The 17,448-nt window shown below is 59.2% G+C and carries 16 protein-coding genes and 1 tRNA gene; 10 read left to right on the forward strand and 7 right to left on the reverse strand.

The window, feature by feature from the left end:
• Window positions 1-16 precede the first annotated feature (16 nt).
• The 9 genes from tolR to nadA all read left to right on the forward strand — a co-directional run bounded on the left by tolR (window position 17) and on the right by nadA (window position 7,211).
• Window positions 17-469, forward strand: a complete 453-nt coding sequence (gene tolR, locus ACSFE6_RS10900) for a protein TolR (protein ID WP_162634961.1) — start codon at window positions 17-19, stop codon at window positions 467-469.
• Window positions 469-1,548 (forward strand): cell envelope integrity protein TolA, encoded by a 1,080-nt coding sequence (tolA, locus tag ACSFE6_RS10905; RefSeq protein ID WP_435427595.1) that lies wholly within the window; start codon window positions 469-471, stop codon window positions 1,546-1,548. Before tolR ends, tolA begins: the two co-directional genes overlap by 1 nt.
• Before the next feature lie 17 nt (window positions 1,549-1,565).
• Window positions 1,566-2,846, forward strand: a complete 1,281-nt coding sequence (tolB, locus tag ACSFE6_RS10910; protein ID WP_433741492.1) for a Tol-Pal system beta propeller repeat protein TolB — start codon at window positions 1,566-1,568, stop codon at window positions 2,844-2,846.
• A gap of 52 nt (window positions 2,847-2,898) precedes the next feature.
• Window positions 2,899-3,396, forward strand: coding sequence for a peptidoglycan-associated lipoprotein Pal (gene pal / locus ACSFE6_RS10915; protein WP_003178634.1), 498 nt, complete (start codon window positions 2,899-2,901; stop codon window positions 3,394-3,396).
• 6 nt (window positions 3,397-3,402) lie between these two features.
• Window positions 3,403-4,233 (forward strand): tol-pal system protein YbgF, encoded by an 831-nt coding sequence (gene ybgF, locus ACSFE6_RS10920; protein WP_435427596.1) that lies wholly within the window; start codon window positions 3,403-3,405, stop codon window positions 4,231-4,233.
• A 166-nt stretch (window positions 4,234-4,399) separates the two neighbouring features.
• Window positions 4,400-5,047 carry a 7-carboxy-7-deazaguanine synthase QueE gene (gene queE, locus ACSFE6_RS10925; protein ID WP_095193179.1) on the forward strand — a complete coding sequence of 216 codons (648 nt, stop codon included), beginning with the start codon at window positions 4,400-4,402 and terminating at the stop codon, window positions 5,045-5,047.
• A gap of 1 nt (window position 5,048) precedes the next feature.
• Entirely contained in the window at window positions 5,049-5,741 is a 693-nt protein-coding gene (queC, locus tag ACSFE6_RS10930) for a 7-cyano-7-deazaguanine synthase QueC (RefSeq protein ID WP_435427597.1), read from the forward strand.
• A 63-nt stretch (window positions 5,742-5,804) separates the two neighbouring features.
• A tRNA-Lys gene (locus ACSFE6_RS10935) sits at window positions 5,805-5,880 on the forward strand.
• A 272-nt stretch (window positions 5,881-6,152) separates the two neighbouring features.
• A complete protein-coding gene (nadA, locus tag ACSFE6_RS10940; RefSeq protein ID WP_435427598.1) occupies window positions 6,153-7,211 on the forward strand; it encodes a quinolinate synthase NadA in 1,059 nt (352 codons plus the stop codon).
• A 136-nt stretch (window positions 7,212-7,347) separates the two neighbouring features.
• Here the strand turns inward: nadA and ACSFE6_RS10945 are convergent, their stop codons facing one another.
• The 7 genes from ACSFE6_RS10945 to ACSFE6_RS10975 form a co-directional block, all read right to left on the reverse strand.
• On the reverse strand, window positions 7,348-7,836 hold the full coding sequence (locus tag ACSFE6_RS10945) for an RDD family protein (RefSeq protein ID WP_435427599.1): 489 nt from the start codon (window positions 7,834-7,836) through the stop codon (window positions 7,348-7,350).
• Between the two features lie 94 nt (window positions 7,837-7,930).
• Window positions 7,931-8,143, reverse strand: a complete 213-nt coding sequence (locus tag ACSFE6_RS10950) for a cold-shock protein (RefSeq protein ID WP_007977299.1) — start codon at window positions 8,141-8,143, stop codon at window positions 7,931-7,933.
• 402 nt (window positions 8,144-8,545) lie between these two features.
• The gene (gene gcvT, locus ACSFE6_RS10955; RefSeq protein ID WP_435427600.1) at window positions 8,546-9,670 is read right to left on the reverse strand and encodes a glycine cleavage system aminomethyltransferase GcvT; all 1,125 of its coding nucleotides are present in this window, start codon (window positions 9,668-9,670) and stop codon (window positions 8,546-8,548) included.
• 39 nt (window positions 9,671-9,709) lie between these two features.
• Complete coding sequence (locus ACSFE6_RS10960) at window positions 9,710-11,086, reverse strand: L-serine ammonia-lyase (protein ID WP_435427601.1); 1,377 nt, start codon at window positions 11,084-11,086, stop codon at window positions 9,710-9,712.
• 127 nt (window positions 11,087-11,213) lie between these two features.
• A complete protein-coding gene (gene gcvP, locus ACSFE6_RS10965) occupies window positions 11,214-14,066 on the reverse strand; it encodes an aminomethyl-transferring glycine dehydrogenase (RefSeq protein ID WP_435427602.1) in 2,853 nt (950 codons plus the stop codon).
• An 11-nt stretch (window positions 14,067-14,077) separates the two neighbouring features.
• On the reverse strand, window positions 14,078-14,461 hold the full coding sequence (gene gcvH, locus ACSFE6_RS10970; RefSeq protein ID WP_435427603.1) for a glycine cleavage system protein GcvH: 384 nt from the start codon (window positions 14,459-14,461) through the stop codon (window positions 14,078-14,080).
• 396 nt (window positions 14,462-14,857) lie between these two features.
• Window positions 14,858-16,366, reverse strand: coding sequence for a sigma-54-dependent transcriptional regulator (locus tag ACSFE6_RS10975; protein WP_435427604.1), 1,509 nt, complete (start codon window positions 16,364-16,366; stop codon window positions 14,858-14,860).
• A gap of 137 nt (window positions 16,367-16,503) precedes the next feature.
• Here ACSFE6_RS10975 and ACSFE6_RS10980 point away from each other — a divergent pair, with 137 nt between their 5' ends.
• On the forward strand, window positions 16,504-17,367 hold the full coding sequence (locus ACSFE6_RS10980) for a DNA-3-methyladenine glycosylase family protein (protein WP_435427605.1): 864 nt from the start codon (window positions 16,504-16,506) through the stop codon (window positions 17,365-17,367).
• The last annotated feature ends 81 nt before the right edge of the window (window positions 17,368-17,448 follow it).

Consider the following 17,448-nt stretch of genomic DNA (forward strand, 5'->3'; position numbering starts at 1 on the left):
ATTTCCAATGGCTTTAATCGCTCGAGCCCGACACAAGCGCAAGCCGGTCGCCGAGATGAACGTGGTGCCTTACATCGACGTGATGTTGGTACTGCTGGTCATCTTCATGGTGACCGCGCCGATGCTCAATCAGGGCGTGAAAGTTGATCTGCCCAAGGTTTCCAGTGAAGCCTTGCCGCAGGACAACAACACTCAGGTCCTGACCATTTCGATCAAGGCTGACAAGACCTATTACTGGAACCTTGGCAGCGAAGTCGACACAGAGAAGCAACAAGACCGCGCCATGACCCTGCCGCAAATGACTGACGCGGTCACCAAGATCATTCGCGTCGGCAATGAAAGCGGCAAGCGTACCCAGGTCTTCATTCGCGGCGACAAGAGCGTCGACTATGGTGCTGTCATGGGCGCCATGGGCGGGTTGCAGAAAGCCGGGGTCGGTAATGTTGGCTTGATTACCGAGGCGCCCTGATGCAGCAACAGCGAGAGCCGTCCGCCTCGGAAAGCTACTTCTGGCCTAGTGTCTGGGCGATTGGCTTGCACGTGCTGGTGTTCGGCATGCTGTTCGTCAGTTTTGCCTTCACGCCGGAGCTGCCGCCGGCCAAGCCGATCGTCCAGGCGACCCTGTACCAACTGAAATCGAAAAGTCAGGCAACCACCCAGACCAATCAGAAGATTGCGGGTGAGGCGAAGAAATCCGCCGCGCGCCAGACCGAAGAAGAGCAGTTGGAACAGAAGAAGGTCGAGCAGGAAGCGGTGAAGGCTGCGGAACAAAAGAAAGAAGAAGCGGCTCAAAAGGCCGAGGAAGCCAAGAAGGCCGATGAGGCGAAGAAAGCGGAAGAGGCGAAGAAGGCTGACGAAGCCAAGAAAGCCGATGACGCGAAGAAAGCCGCCGAAGCCAAGAAGGCAGAAGAGAAACAATTGGCTGATATAGCCAAGAAGAAAGCGGAAGAAGAAGCCAAGAAGGCTGCTGAAGAAGAGGCCAAGAAAGCAGCTGCTGAAGAAGCGAAGAAAAAGATCGTCGAAGACGCGAAGAAGAAAGCCGCGGAAGACGCCAAGAAGAAAGCTGAAGCTGAAGAGGCGAAGAAGAAAGTCGCCGAGGAAGCTAAGAAGAAAGCTGCTGCCGATGCTGCGAAGAAGAAATCGCAGGATGCGGCGAAAAAGTCCGCCGAAGACAAAAAGGCCCAGGCCCTGGCAGATTTGCTTTCCGACACGCCACAGCGTCAGCAGGCCTTGGCCGATGAGCAGGGTGACGAAGTCGCCGGCAGTTTCGATGACCTGATTCGAATTCGTGCAGCGGAAGGCTGGGCCCGTCCACCTTCGGCCCGCAAAGGCATGACGGTTCAGCTGCAAATCGGCATGTTGCCGGACGGGACAGTGACTTCGGTCAAGGTGCTCAAGTCCAGTGGCGACGGTCCATTTGACGCTTCAGCCGTAGCGGCAGTGAAGAATATTGGACGTTTGACAGAAATGCAGGGAATGAAGCCGAGCGATTTCGCTCCGTATCGTTCATTCAAGATGACATTCACACCTGAGGATCTAGCCCCGTGAGAAACCTCCTTCGAGGAATGCTCGTCGTGATCTGCTGCATGGCAGGGATCGCGATGGCAGATGAGAAAAACATTCTGGTCACCAGCGGCAGTGATCGGGCCACTCCGATCGCGGTTGTTCCGTTCGGCTTCCAGGGCGGTAGCGTGCTACCGGACGACATGGCTGAAATTATCGGTAACGACCTGCGCAACTCGGGTTACTACTCGCCGATTCCGAAACAGAACATGATCAGCCAGCCAAGCCAGGCCAGCGAAATCATCTTCCGTGACTTCAAGGCGTTGGGTGCCCAGTACGTCATGGTTGGCAGCATTGTTCCAGCGGGCGGCCGTCTGCAGGTTCAATACGCGCTGTTCAACGTGGCCACCGAGCAGCAAGTGCTGACCGGTAGCGTGTCGGGTGGTGTCGATCAATTGCGCGACATGGCGCACTACATCTCCGACCAGTCGTTCGAAAAACTCACCGGCATCAAAGGTGCGTTCTCGACTCGCCTGCTGTACGTAACCGCCGAGCGTTTCTCCGAGAAAAACACGCGTTACACCCTGCAGCGTTCGGACTATGACGGCGCCCGTGCCGTGACCCTGCTGCAATCGCGCGAGCCGATCCTGTCGCCGCGCTTTGCACCGGATGGCAAGCGCATTGCCTATGTGTCGTTTGAGCAGAAGCGTCCTCGTGTGTTCATGCAGAACATCGACACCGGTCGCCGTGAGCAGATCACCAACTTCGAAGGCCTGAACGGTGCGCCAGCCTGGTCGCCGGATGGCAATCGCCTGGCGTTCGTGCTGTCGAAAGACGGCAACCCGGATATCTACGTGATGAACCTGGGCTCGCGTCAGATCACTCGTGTCACCAACGGTCCTGGCATCAACACCGAACCGTTCTGGGGCAAGGATGGTTCGACCATCTACTTCACTTCCGATCGTGGTGGCAAACCGCAGATCTATAAAACCAGCGTGGGTGGCGGTGGTGCAGAGCGTGTAACTTTCGTCGGTAACTACAACGCCAACCCTAAACTGTCGGCAGACGAAAAGACCCTGGTGATGATTCACCGGCAGGACGGTTTCACCAATTTCAAAGTGGCGGCCCAGGATTTGCAGCGCGGTAGTGTAAAAATCCTCACTGATAGCACTCTGGACGAGTCGCCCACTGTCGCGCCCAACGGCACCATGGTAATCTACGCCACCCGCCAGCAGGGCCGGGGAGTCTTGATGCTCGTGTCCATCAATGGACGCGTAAGGCTCCCGCTTCCTACCGCACAAGGCGAAGTCAGAGAACCTTCCTGGTCCCCTTACCTGAACTGACGCGGCGCTTTACGTTTTACTTAACACACTGGGGTTCATTAGGAGTTTCACGATGGAAATGCTGAAGTTTGGTAAATTTGCTGCGCTGGCTCTCGCCATGGCTGTAGCTGTAGGTTGCTCGTCCAAAGGCGGCGACAATGCCGGTGAAGGCGCGGTAGATCCAAACGCTGGTTACGGCGCAAACACTGGTGCAGTTGACGGCTCCCTGAGCGAAGAAGCTGCCCTGCGCGCTATCACCACTTTCTACTTCGAATACGACAGTTCGGACCTGAAGCCAGAAGCCATGCGCGCTCTGGACGTTCACGCCAAAGACCTGAAAGCAAACGGCGCTCGCGTTGTTCTGGAAGGCAACACCGACGAACGTGGTACTCGTGAGTACAACATGGCACTGGGCGAGCGTCGTGCGAAAGCCGTTCAACGCTACCTGGTACTGCAAGGCGTTTCCCCAGCTCAGCTGGAACTGGTTTCCTACGGCGAAGAGCGTCCAGTTGCTACCGGCAACGACGAGCAGTCCTGGGCTCAAAACCGTCGCGTCGAACTGCGTAAGTAATTCGTCATGCGAACGTGCCGTCGTGCTGTAACTGTTCTGGCTCTCAGTCTCGCACCGCTTGCGGTGTGGGCTGCGGTTCCTGTGGTCGATAATGACTCCGGCAATAGCGGGAGCAGTTATCCGCCTGCGGGTTACGGTACGAACGGCGCCTATGCCGGGGGAGGGGTTTCGGCCCCTGTCTCGGCACAGGGCGAGCTGTTCAACCAACTGCAATCGATGCAGCAACAGCTCGAGCGCCAGCAAAATGCGATCGAAGTTCTGCAAAATGATGTAGCACGCCTGAAGCAGGAAGGCCTGGAGCGATACCAGGATCTTGATCGGCGCATCGGGTCCGGCGTTGCACCAGCCGCGACTCCAGAAAATTCTTCCACTGGTGGTGATTTGAATGCCCCCGGTGCAGCAGGCGCAGCCGCGGGGGCGGCAGCAGCTCAAGCACCTGCCGCGGGTGGCGAGCCGGCAGATCCGGCGAAGGAAAAGCTCTACTACGACGCTGCCTTCGACCTGATCAAAGCCAAGGATTTCGACAAGGCCAGCCAGGCTTTCGCCGCATTCCTGCGCAAATACCCCAATAGCCAATACGCGGGCAACGCGCAGTATTGGTTGGGCGAAGTCAACCTGGCCAAAGGCGATCTGCAGGGTGCAGGTCAGGCGTTTGCCAAGGTTTCACAGCTCTATCCAAAGCATGCCAAAGTGCCTGATTCGCTGTACAAGCTTGCTGATGTAGAGCGCCGCCTCGGTCACACCGACCGTGTCAAAGGCATTCTGCAGCAGGTGGTGTCCCAGTATCCGGGGACTTCCGCTGCTCAGTTGGCCCAGCGCGATCTGCAAAAAATGTAAGCCTGCTTGACCCGTTTCGAAGAAACCCGCGCTTGTCGCGGGTTTTTTCGTTAGAATTCACACCCTTTTTCTGAAACACGCTTTTTGGGATCTACGCATTGCCGGGGTTCCTTGAAGTGCCTGACGGAGGCGGACAGCCTGTTTAGCTGTTACGCCCGTGGCGACTATGCAAGACACATTGAGAATCACCGAAGTTTTCTACTCGTTGCAGGGTGAAACTCGGACTGCCGGCTTGCCCACGGTTTTTGTGCGCCTGACCGGTTGCCCGTTGCGTTGCCAATACTGCGACAGCGCCTACGCGTTCACGGGCGGGACTATCCGCACGCTCGACGATATCCTCGAGCAAGTCGCCGGTTTTCGCCCGCGTTATGTTTGTGTCACGGGCGGCGAGCCCCTGGCGCAACCCAACGCCATTCCATTGCTCAAGCGGTTGTGTGATGCCGGTTACGAAGTGTCACTGGAAACCAGTGGCTCAATCGACATCTCGGCGGTAGATCCCAGGGTCAGTCGCGTCGTCGACCTGAAAACCCCGGGTTCGAAAGAGGCGCATCGCAACCGTTACGAAAACATTGAACTGCTCACCCCCAACGATCAGGTGAAATTTGTCATCTGCTCGCGTGAGGACTATGACTGGTCGGTTTCCAAGCTCATCCAGTACGGTCTGGACCAGCGAGCTGGCGAAGTCCTGTTTTCGCCAAGTCACCACGACCTGAATGCGCGGGACCTGGCTGACTGGGTGGTCGCGGACAATCTGCCAGTGCGCCTGCAATTGCAGCTGCATAAATATCTTTGGAATGACGAGCCGGGGCGCTGAAATGACGGAACAACTGAACACTGCGGAAAAACGTGCGGTCATCTTGTTGTCGGGTGGCCTGGATTCGGCCACGGTCGTCGCCATGGCGCGCGCCGAAGGTTACAGCTGCTACACCATGAGTTTCAATTACGGTCAGCGTTCTCACGCCGAACTGTTTGCCGCCGAGCGTGTTGCTCGTGACCTGGGTGTGGTCGAGCACAAAGTGATTGGTTTGAACCTGAACGGCATCGGCGGTTCGGCACTGACTGACAGCAGTATCGATGTGCCGGAAGAGGCAGGGGAAGGCATCCCGGTGACTTACGTACCGGCACGCAACACGGTGTTCCTGTCGCTGGCGTTGGGTTGGGCCGAAGTGTTGGGCGCACGCGATATCTTTATCGGTGTGAATGCTGTCGACTATTCGGGTTACCCGGACTGCCGTCCGGAGTTCGTCGAAGCCTTCGAGCGCATGGCCAATCTGGCAACCAAGGCTGGTGTGGAAGGACAGGGTTTCCGTATCCAGGCACCGCTGCAAAACCTCAGCAAGGCGCAGATCGTCCAGGCTGGCGTGAAGCTTGGCGTGAATTACGGTCTGACCGTTTCGTGCTATCAAGCCGACGATGAAGGCCGTGCGTGCGGCAAATGCGACAGCTGCCGACTGCGTGCGGAAGGCTTTGCAGCGGCCGGAATCAGCGACCCGACACCTTATTTTTGAATTATTTTAAAATAGGTGTTGAATAGTCCTTAAAAATCAGTATTATACGCGCCACCACACAGCGGGTCGTTAGCTCAGTTGGTAGAGCAGTTGGCTTTTAACCAATTGGTCGTAGGTTCGAATCCCACACGACCCACCATTTTCAAGCTGTTTTAAAAGTCTGGAAGGCCCACGAAAGTGAGGATTTCCGGATTTTTTTTTGTCTGCGATTTAAGCCCGTCCGGTTCTTGGGCTGCACTGCACGACGCAGGTCAGAATCATCTTTTGCATCCTCGGGATATTCTGTAGCCTTGCGCAGCTTCAACGCTGTCCGTGCCTGATGAATACTCACTTTCCCGGCGGTACCCTGATGGGTCCGGAGCCGGGTGTATACTCGACTTTCGCGCGAATGCGCCTGCAGGTCTTGCGAACATGACGCAGATTTCCGAACGCCTTCTGGTTCAAGCCCACCTCGACGCCAAACAGCCCAAGCCGCTGACGGCCGACGAGGAGGCCTATTACCGTGCCGCCATTGCAGCCGAGCTCAAGGCTCAGGATGCGGTGCTGGTGGCTCACTTCTATTGCGATCCGATCATTCAGGCCCTGGCTGAAGAAACCGGTGGCTGTGTCTCCGATTCGCTGGAGATGGCCCGCTTCGGCAATGCTCATCCGGCCAAGACCGTGGTGGTTGCCGGGGTCAAGTTCATGGGCGAGACGGCCAAGATCCTCAACCCCGAAAAACGTATCCTGATGCCAACGCTGGAGGCAACGTGCTCGCTGGACCTGGGCTGCCCGGTCGACGAGTTTTCCGCGTTCTGCGACCAGCATCCCGAGCGTACCGTGGTGGTTTATGCCAACACCTCGGCGGCGGTCAAGGCGCGGGCGGATTGGGTGGTGACGTCGAGCTGCGCGCTGGAGATCGTCGAAAGCCTGATGGACAACGGCGAAACCATCATTTGGGGACCGGACAAGCATCTGGGCACCTACATCCAGCGCCAGACCGGTGCCGACATGCTGTTGTGGGACGGTGCCTGCATCGTTCACGAAGAGTTCAAGTCCAAACAGCTTGAAGACATGAAGGCGCTGTATCCCGATGCCGCGATCCTGGTGCACCCTGAGTCGCCGACCTCGGTAATCGAGTTGGCGGATGCCGTTGGTTCTACCAGTCAGTTGATCGCGGCAGCACAGACGTTGCCGAATAAGACTCTGATCGTTGCGACCGACCGTGGCATCTTCTACAAGATGCAGCAGCTGTGCCCGGACAAAGTCTTTATCGAAGCGCCCACGGCCGGTAACGGCGCTGCATGCCGTAGTTGCGCGCACTGCCCGTGGATGGCGATGAACACCCTTGAGCGTACGCTCAAGAGCTTGAAGGAAGGGGCGAACGAAATCTTTGTCGATCCGGCGCTGATTCCTCAGGCCATTCGGCCGCTCAAGCGCATGCTGGACTTTACCCAGGCTGCCAGGATGAAGTTGGCCGGGAACGCTTAACACCGTTCAGTCGCAACGCAAAAAAACTGTGGGAGCGAGCCTGCTCGCGAAAGCGGTGTATCAGCAGCATTAATATTGGCTGATACTCCTTTTTCGCGAGCGGGCTCGCTCCCACATTGGTATGTGCTTGTCAGAATTACTTGGTCTTCTTCGGGATCCGCACGAGCCGGGTGTCGGAGTAGATGTCGTGCCAGCTGCGCTTCTGCTTGTCGAACAGTGACCAGATGAATCCCAGTCCAACGCACAGCCAGGACGCGATCGACACCACAAAGCGCAGCAGCGCCTGCCACAGGCTGATCGCAGAGCCATCGGCGTTCTGTACGCGGATGCCCCAGACCTGCATGCCCAGGGTCTGGCCGGAGTGGGTCCAGAACTTGGCGAAGAAGCCAAACAGCACGAACAGCAGCACGGTCGAGAGCAGCGGGTCACCGTCGAGCGCTCCGGACTCTGTCAGTGAGCGCATCTTGTCTTCGCCAATGATCGCCATCTGGATCATTTTATAAACGCCGCTGGTGACGATCAGCAGGGCAGTGCACAGCAGGAAGTCATAGAACATCGCGGCCAGACGACGACCCAAGCCAACGGCAGGAAATTCGCCCTGGGGGTTAAGCAGGTGTTTCGACATGGCGGCTCTCGGCGAAAAAAGAAGCCATTTTACGGATTTACGCGCACAAAAAAGCCCCTGATGTCAGCATCAGGGGCTTTTTCGTTACAGAAGATTAAGCTTCTGCTTGAACTTCGTCAGCCTGCATGCCTTTCTGGCCTTGCACGGCGATGAAGGTCACTTTTTGGCCTTCTTTCAGGCTCTTGAAGCCGTTGCCCTGAATAGCGCGGAAATGCACGAACAGATCCGGACCGCTTTCTGGAGTGATAAAACCAAAACCTTTCTCGTCGTTAAACCACTTGACGGTACCGCTCTGACGTTGGGACATTTCTTATTTCCTTTGACGCTAAAATTAATGACAGTCTCTATCTCATGACAGAGTACTGGGGCTGGTTGCAGGAGAGTAAGAAGACGTCGAACGGGATGTAGCTAACTTGTAGGCTACTGCCCAGGTCACGATTCCAAGCGACCCATGCAAACACAGTGAACAAACTCTACGCCAACTACGGGAGAAAAAACAAGCCCTGTGAAGGCCCCGGTTTTCCTGTGTTCGCTGGCTTAGTCGGTTCACTAGTACAGGCTTATTCGATTGCCTTGTTCAATTGTTTTCGAACGTTATAAGCCAAGTTCATATTCGAATGGAATGAAAAATCGATGCACTATTTTATGGCGATTGCGTTACACATTAGTGCAGGCATAACGCAATCGCGTTACTTATAGAAACAGTCAATCAGCCACGATAGTAGCGTTGTGGAACAAATGGCATTTTGCTTACAAGCAAAGGAACCTTTTTCCCACGAACAATTGCCCATACCGGTGTATCGATAGCGATATAAGCGCTGTCGAGATAACCCATCGCCAAAGGACCACCCAGGGTCGGTCCGAAACCACCGCTGCAGACGCTGCCGATGATCTCGCCGGCTTCGTTGACGATCTCAGCGCCTTCACGCACCGGGGTGCGTTCTTGCGGCAGCAGGCCGACACGCTTGCGGCTGACACCGCTTTGTTGCTGGGCGAATACGTTTTCAGCGCCCGGGAAGCCGCCAGCGCGCGCGCCATCGGCACGACGCGGCTTGGAGATGGCCCACAGCAGACTGGCTTCGATCGGGGTGGTGTCGGTGTTCATGTCGTGGCCGTACAGGCACAGGCCGGCTTCCAGGCGCAGCGAGTCGCGAGCGCCAAGGCCAATGGCTTCGACTTCCGGTTCCGCCAGCAGGGCGCGGGAAAGGGCTTCGGCGTTAGCCGCGGGTACGGAGATTTCGAAACCGTCCTCACCGGTGTAACCCGAGCGGCTGACAAAACAATCCACGCCCAGCAACTTCACGCGGGTGAACTGCATGAAGGTCATCTTTGCCACTTCCGGTGCCAGACGCGCCAGTACAGTGACCGCTGCCGGACCTTGCAAGGCCAGCAGGGCGCGCTCTTCGAACAGTGGCTCGATCTGGCACTGACCGGCGATGTGCTTTTGCAGGTGCGCCAGGTCCTGGTCCTTGCAGGCGGCGTTGACCACCAGGAACAGTTCATCGTTACCCAGGTTGGCGACCATCAGGTCATCGAGGATTCCGCCGGTCTCGTTGGTGAACATCGCATAGCGCTGCATGCCCACCGGCAGGTCGATGATGTCAACCGGCACCAGGGTTTCCAGGGCCTTGGCGGCATTGGCGCCGGTCAGGCGGATCTGGCCCATGTGCGAAACGTCGAACAGCCCGGCCTGATCGCGGGTGTGCTGGTGTTCCTTCATCACGCCCAGCGGGTATTGCACAGGCATGTCATAGCCGGCGAACGGCACCATGCGCGCGCCCAGTTCGATGTGCAGCGCGTGCAACGGGGTTTTCAACAGTTGTTCGGTGGACATATTCAGCTCCTGAAAAAGTGTGCAGGTGTGGTGAGCACATCAGCACTCGATAATGTTGACCGCCAAACCGCCACGGGCGGTTTCCTTGTATTTGCTTTTCATGTCGGCGCCGGTCTGGCGCATGGTGCGGATGACCTTGTCGAGGGAAACGAAGTGCTGACCGTCGCCGCGCATGGCCATGCGCACTGCATTGATGGCCTTGACCGATCCCATGGCGTTGCGCTCGATGCAAGGCACTTGCACCAGGCCGCCAATCGGGTCGCAGGTCAGGCCCAGATTGTGTTCCATGCCGATTTCCGCGGCGTTTTCCACTTGTTGCACCGTACCGCCAAGGACTTCGCACAAGGCACCGGCGGCCATCGAGCAGGCCACGCCGACCTCGCCCTGACAGCCGACTTCAGCGCCGGAAATCGAAGCGTTTTCCTTGTACAGAATGCCGATGGCTGCGGCGGTCAGCAGAAAGCGCACCACCCCGTCGTCGTTCGCCGTGGGAATGAAGCGCATGTAGTAATGCAGCACCGCCGGGATGATGCCGGCCGCACCGTTGGTGGGCGCTGTGACAACGCGTCCGCCGTTGGCGTTTTCTTCATTGACCGCCAGGGCATACAGGTTGACCCAGTCCAACACCGACAGTGGATCGCGCAGGGACGACTCCGGGTTCTTGCACAATTGCCGGTACAGCGCAGCCGCCCGACGCTTGACCTTCAAGCCTCCGGGCAGGATGCCTTCGTTGCGGCAACCGGCGGCGACGCAATCCTGCATGACCTGCCAGATCTTCAGCAGGCCGGCACGGGTTTCCGCTTCCGGACGCCAGGCGCTTTCGTTGGTCAGCATCACCTGGCTGATGGACAGGCCATAGGTGGCGCAATGACCGAGCAGTTCCTTGGCGTTTTTGAAAGGGAAAGTCAGGGGGGTCGAGTCTTCGACAATGCGGTCGGCGCCAGCGGCGTCTTCATCGACGACAAAACCACCGCCGACCGAGTAATACTCGCGACTGCGGATTTGCAGGCCCGCGGCGTCGAATGCACGAAAAATCATGCCGTTGGGGTGATAGGCCAGCGGCTTGCGAATCATCGCCAGGTGTTCTTTCTCGTTGAACGCGATGCTGTGTTCGCCGAGCAGGTTCAAGCGTCCGTTGCCGCGAATGCCTTGCAGGCGGGCGGCGACGGTTTCGGTGTCCACGGTGTCCGGGTGTTCGCCTTCCAGTCCGAGCAACACGGCTTTGTCGCTGCCGTGACCCTTGCCGGTGGCACCGAGCGAACCGTAGAGCTCGACTTTGACGCAGTTAGTCGCCGTCAGCAGCCCTTCACGACGCAGGCCTTCGGCGAAACGCGCGGCTGCGCGCATGGGGCCGACGGTATGGGAGCTGGAGGGACCGATGCCAATCTTGAACAGGTCGAACACGCTAAGCGACATGGTTGTTCTCCGGTTTCTTGTTATAGGCACAACGGCAAGTTGCGAGCTGCAAGCCACAAGCCACAAGCTGCAAGTAAGAGCTCCTGGCTTTTAACTTGTAGCTTGCGGCTTGAGGCTTGTGGTTGCTTTAAGCGTAGCTTTCGATCGACGGGCAAGCGCAGACCAGGTTGCGATCGCCGAACACGTTGTCGACGCGACCGACCGGTGGCCAGTATTTGGCTTCGATCAGCGACGCAACCGGGTATACCGCCTGCTCACGGCTGTACGGGTGCGACCACTCGCCTACCAGTTCCGCCGCGGTGTGCGGGGCGTTTTTCAGCGGGTTGTCGTCCTTGTCCAGGGTGCCGTTTTCCACCGCGCGGATTTCTTCGCGGATGCGGATCATGGCGTCGCAGAAGCGGTCCAGTTCTTCCTTGGATTCGCTTTCGGTCGGCTCGATCATCAAAGTGCCGGCCACCGGGAACGACATGGTCGGGGCGTGGAAGCCGAAGTCGATCAGGCGCTTGGCCACGTCATCGACGCTGATACCGCTGCTGTCCTTGAGTGGACGCAGGTCGAGGATGCACTCGTGCGCCACCAGGCCGTTGCTGCCGGTGTACAGCACTGGGTAATGCTCTTCCAGGCGACGGGAAATGTAGTTGGCGTTGAGGATTGCCAGCTGCGAAGCGCGCTTGAGACCGGCACCGCCCATCATGCGGATGTACATCCAGGTGATCGGCAGAATGCTTGCGCTGCCGAACGGTGCGGCACAGACCGCGCCTTCCTTGCGGGCCATTTGTGCGTGACCCGGCAGGAAAGGCGTCAGGTGCGATTTCACGCCGATCGGGCCGACGCCCGGGCCGCCACCGCCGTGAGGGATGCAGAAGGTCTTGTGCAGGTTCAGGTGCGAAACGTCGCCGCCGAACTTGCCTGGGGCGCAGAGGCCGACCATGGCGTTCATGTTCGCGCCGTCGATGTACACCTGGCCGCCGTTGTCGTGAATGATGCCGCAGATTTCGCGGATGCCTTCTTCGAACACGCCGTGGGTCGACGGGTAGGTGATCATCAGCGCGGCGAGGTGTTCGCGGTGCTCGATGGCCTTGGCGCGCAGGTCTTCAATGTCGACGTTACCGCGCGCGTCGCACGCAGTTACGACCACGCGCATGCCGGCCATTTGTGCGGTGGCCGGGTTGGTGCCGTGGGCCGACGACGGGATCAGGCAGATGTCGCGGCGGTCTTCGCCACGGCTCTGGTGGTAGGCGCGGATCGCCAGCAGGCCGGCGTATTCACCCTGGGAGCCGGCGTTCGGTTGCAGCGAGATCGAATCGTAACCGGTGGCGGCGCAGAGCATCGCTTCCAGTTCGTCGGTCAGTTGCTGGTAACCGGCGCTTTGCTCGGCCGGGGCGAACGGGTGCAGGGCGCCGAATTCGGCCCAGGTCACCGGGATCATTTCGCTGGCGGCGTTGAGTTTCATGGTGCACGAACCCAGCGGGATCATGGTGCGGTCCAGCGCCAGGTCCTTGTCGGCGAGCTTGCGCAGGTAGCGCATCAGCTCGGTTTCCGAGTGATAACGGTTGAACACTGGATGGCTGAGGATCGGCGATTGGCGCACCAGCGCGGCCGGGATGGTGCTTTGTACCGAGGCAGCGAGGGCTGCGAAGTCCGGCAGGGCCTTGCCTTCGGCCAGCAGTGCCCACAGGGTTTCCACGTCGGCCTGGGTGCTGGTTTCGTCGAGGGACAGGCCCAGGCGCTCGGCATCCACCACGCGCAGGTTAATGCGCTGGGCGCGTGCCTGGTCGTGCAGCTTGGTGGTATTGGCGCCGGTGTTCAGGGTCAGGGTGTCGAAGAAGTGCTCCTGCTCGACGCTCAGGCCCAGCGCGCTCAGGCCCTTGGCCAGAATCGCGGTCAGTTGATGCACGCGGTTAGCGATCTGCGTCAGTCCTTTCGGACCGTGATACACGGCGTACATGCTGGCGATGTTGGCCAGCAGCACTTGCGCGGTGCAGATGTTCGAAGTGGCCTTCTCGCGGCGGATGTGTTGCTCGCGGGTTTGCATGGCCAGGCGCAGGGCCGGCTTGCCGAAACGGTCCACGGACACGCCGACCAGACGGCCCGGCATGTCGCGCTTGAACGCATCCTTGGTGGAGAAGTAAGCGGCGTGCGGGCCACCGAAGCCCAGTGGCACGCCGAAGCGTTGCGCGCTGCCGATGGCCACGTCGGCACCGAACTCGCCCGGTGGCGTCAGCACGGTCAGGGCCAGCAGGTCGGCGGCAACGGCAACCAGGGCGTTGGCGGCGTGGAAACGTTCGGTCAGCTCGCGGTAGTCGAAGACATCACCGTTGCTCGCCGGGTATTGCAGCAAGGCGCCGAAGAACGCGCTGACATCGGTCAGTTCACGCTCGTCACCGACCACTACGTCGATGCCCAATGGCTCGGCACGGGTGCGCAGTACGTCTAGGGTTTGCGGGTGGCTATGCACGGAGGCGAAGAATTGGTGGCTGCCCTTGTTCTTGCTCAGGCGCTTGCAGAAGGTCATGGCTTCGGCGGCAGCGGTGGCTTCGTCGAGCAAGGATGCGTTGGCGATCGGCAGGCCGGTGAGGTCGCTGATCAGGGTCTGAAAGTTCAGCAGCGCTTCGAGACGACCCTGGGAAATTTCAGGCTGGTACGGGGTGTAAGCGGTGTACCAGGCCGGGTTTTCCAGCAGGTTGCGCAGGATCGGCGACGGCGTGTGGGTGCCGTAGTAGCCCTGGCCGATGTAGGTCTTGAACAGCTGGTTCTTGCCGGCGATGCCTTTGATCATCGCCAGGGCATCGGCTTCGCTCAGGCCGTCTTCCAGGCCGAGCACGCTGGTGCCCTTGATGCTGTCCGGGATGACGCTGGCGCTCAGGGCTTCCAGGGAGTCGAAACCGAGGGTGTTGAGCATGGCTTGCTCGTCACCGGCGCGTGGGCCGATGTGACGGGCAATGAATTCGTTCGAAGTCGTCAGGTTGACTTGGGTCATGTCGGTGTTCCTCAGGCTTCGGCTTGGGCTTTGATCAGGCGGTCGTAAGCGTCCTGATCCAGCAGTTGGGCGACCGCCGAAGCGTCGCTTGGCTGGAAGCGGAAGAACCAGCCTTCGCCCAGAGGATCTTCGTTGACCAGCTCCGGAGCACTGTCCAGCGCCGGGTTGACTTCCAGCACTTCACCGTCCAAAGGCATATAAACGCCGCTGGCCGCCTTTACCGATTCCACGGTGGCCGCTTCGGCGCCTTTATCGTAGGACTGCAGTTCAGGCAATTGCACGAAAACCACGTCGCCCAGTGCGTTCTGTGCGAAAGCGGTGATGCCGACTGTAACGGTGCCGTCAGCTTCGGTGCGCAGCCATTCGTGATCTTCAGTAAAACGCAATTCGCTCATGGAAAACTCCTAAGGGGCCAGAATCGTCTGGTGGACGCGATTGAATGCTTGGGCAATTGCCCTGATTTATAGGCAGGTACTAAGCAAGAACGCGGCCAAAGTTTTTTTATCGTTATAAATCAATAACTTAAGTTGGTTTCTCGGTATTGCTTATCGGCCTGCTGTAGCGAAATCGCTACAGGTGCAGGCGAAGAAAAAAGCTGAAGTGGATCAAAGCCTTGCACGGCGCTGTTCGGAGGAGGGTGTAGCGATATCGTTCCGCTGTAGCGCTTTCAGTACAGGTGGAGGTCGGTTTTAGAGTGAAATTTCCGGGTCGAACTCAAAACCTGTGGGAGCCAGCAGGCTGGCTCCCACAGTAGATTTTGTTGGCAGGGAGAGGTGTTTCAGCTGTAAGGATTATGGCTTGTTGGGTATGCCGTACTTGCGCAACCGATGGGCGATCGCGGTGTGGGAGGTTTGCAGGCGGTTGGCCAGTTGCCGGGTCGAGGGGTAGCTGACGTAGAGTTTTTCCAGCAGGGTTTTCTCGAACTCGTCCATCGCCTGTTCCAGGCTGTCGACGTCGTGGTCGCTCTGTCGCGCCACCGAGGTGCCGGCAATGTCGAGGTCGCCGATGTCCACCAGGCTGCTTTCGCAAATGGCCGCGGCGCGGAAAATCACGTTTTGCAATTGACGTACGTTGCCCGGCCAACGGTTGCCCAGCAGGGCCGGGTAAGTGCCCGGCGCCAGACGGCAGACCGGGCGCTGGATCTGCGCACAGGCCTGCTGCATGAAGTAGCGGGCCAGCAGCAGGATGTCCTGGCCACGTTCGCGCAGCGGTGGGACTTCGACGTTGAGGACATTGAGGCGGTAAAACAGGTCTTCGCGGAACAGCCCTTCGCTGACCATTTTTTCCAGGTTGCGGTGGGTCGCACTGAGAATGCGTACGTTGACCTTCACTTCGCGATCGCCGCCGACCCGACGGAAGCTGCCGTCGTTAAGGAAGCGCAGCAGTTTGGCCTGCAAATACGGCGACATTTCGCCGATCTCATCGAGGAACACCGTGCCCTGGTTGGCCAGTTCCATCAGCCCCGGCTTGCCACCGCGTTGTGCACCGGTGAAGGCGCCGGGGGCGTAGCCGAACAGTTCGCTTTCGGCGAGGTTTTCCGGCAGTGCCGCACAGTTCAACGCCAGAAACGGCGAATTGTGCCGGGCACTGATGGCGTGGCAGGCGCGGGCCACCAGTTCCTTGCCGGTACCGGTTTCGCCCTGGATCAACAAGGGCGCATCGAGGGCTGCTACTCGTTGAGCGCGAACCTTGAGCGTGCGGATCACCGGCGATTCGCCCAGCAGGGCATCGAAACCTTCGGCATGGTCGTGGTGAAGCGCCGACAGACGTTCGCCGATGCGGTTCGGTTGGTACAGGGTCAGCAGGGCGCCGGCATCGGTGATCGGTGTGGCGTCGAGCAACAAGGTCTGGCCGTTGACGGTGATTTCCCGCAGTGGCAAACGAAAACCGTGTTCGAGCAAGGTGTCGAGCAGGGCGGGGTCGGCGAACAGGTCGGCAACGCTTTCACCGGCCGGTTCGCGGCCGTACAGGGCGATCAACGCCGGGTTGGCCAGCAGCACCTTACCCGCGCTGTCCAGTGCCAGTACCGGATCAGTCATGGCCGCCAGCAGCGCATCGAGTTGCAGGTGCCGGCGCTGGCCGGGCAGGATGTCGACCACCGTCATCGCCTGCACGCCGCGCACGCTGAGCAACGCATCGCGCAGCTCTTCGAGAACGTCCGGACTCAGGGTCGGGGCATCGATGTAAACGTTGGGCGGAACCATTTCCACCGCATCCAGATTGAGATTGCGCCCACCGAGCAAGGCCAGGACTTCCTGGGTGATACCAACGCGGTCGATGAAGCTGACGTGGATACGCATGGGGCGGTTCTGGATTCTGGCGTATGAAGGGTGGCAAGTATGCCTTGGGGCGGGCGATTGGTGAAATCCCGTGGGAGCGAGCCGGCTCGCTCCCACAAAGGATAATCTGGTCACACTGAGCAATTTGAGGGACCACCATGAAGTTGTTGCTGACGTTTCAACCACCCTACGACTGGCCCGCCATGCTCGGCTTTTTGTCGGCGCGGGCGATTACCGGCATGGAAGAGGTGGTCGATGGCGTTTATTCGCGCAGCATTGGCTTGAGGGGGATTCACGGCACCTTGTCGATCAAGCCTGCATCAGCGGACACACTGGAACTGGACCTCGATTTTCCCGACCCGACGGCGGTGCCCGAAATCGTCGCGCGAGTGCGGCGAATGTTTGATCTGGATGCCGATCTCGCCACGATGCATCGGCATCTGACGGTTGATCCGCTGCTGGCGCGGTTGATCGCCGAACGTCCGGGGCTGCGTGTGCCGGGGACATGGGACGGACTGGAGTTGGCGATTCGTGCGGTGCTGGGCCAGCAGATCACGGTGACGGCGGCGATCAAACTGGCCGGGAAGCTGGTCGTGCAATACGGCGCGCCGTTGCCTTCGCCGCGAGGAGGCCTGAGCCATGTCTTTCCCGAGGCTGAAGTGTTGGCGGCTGCGGACCTCGCGACCTTGGGGATGCCGAAAAGCCGTGGCCGCACGTTATCGGGCGTGGCCCAGGCGTTGCTCGATGATCCATTGTTGTTTGAGCCGGACCGGCAGGGTGGTGTGGCGCGGTTGCTGGCGTTGTACGGTATTGGTGACTGGACGGCGCAATACATTGCCCTGCGGCAGTTGCGCGAGATGGATGGCTTCCCGACGGGGGATGTGGGGTTGATCAATGCGTTGGCGGCGCTGGAAGGTGGACCGGTGACAGCGCAACAGTTGTCGTTGCGGGCTGAAGCGTGGCGGCCTTATCGCGGGTACGCGGCGCAGTTGCTTTGGACGTCGTTGAGCCGTTCGGACTGATCCGGATTTTGTGTCGACTGTTCCGGCGCATTCGCGAGCAGGCTCGCTCCCACAGGGAATTGTGTGCTTCCTGTGGGAGCG

This window comes from Pseudomonas baetica (assembly GCF_051216495.1).
Lineage (GTDB): Bacteria > Pseudomonadota > Gammaproteobacteria > Pseudomonadales > Pseudomonadaceae > Aquipseudomonas > Aquipseudomonas baetica_B.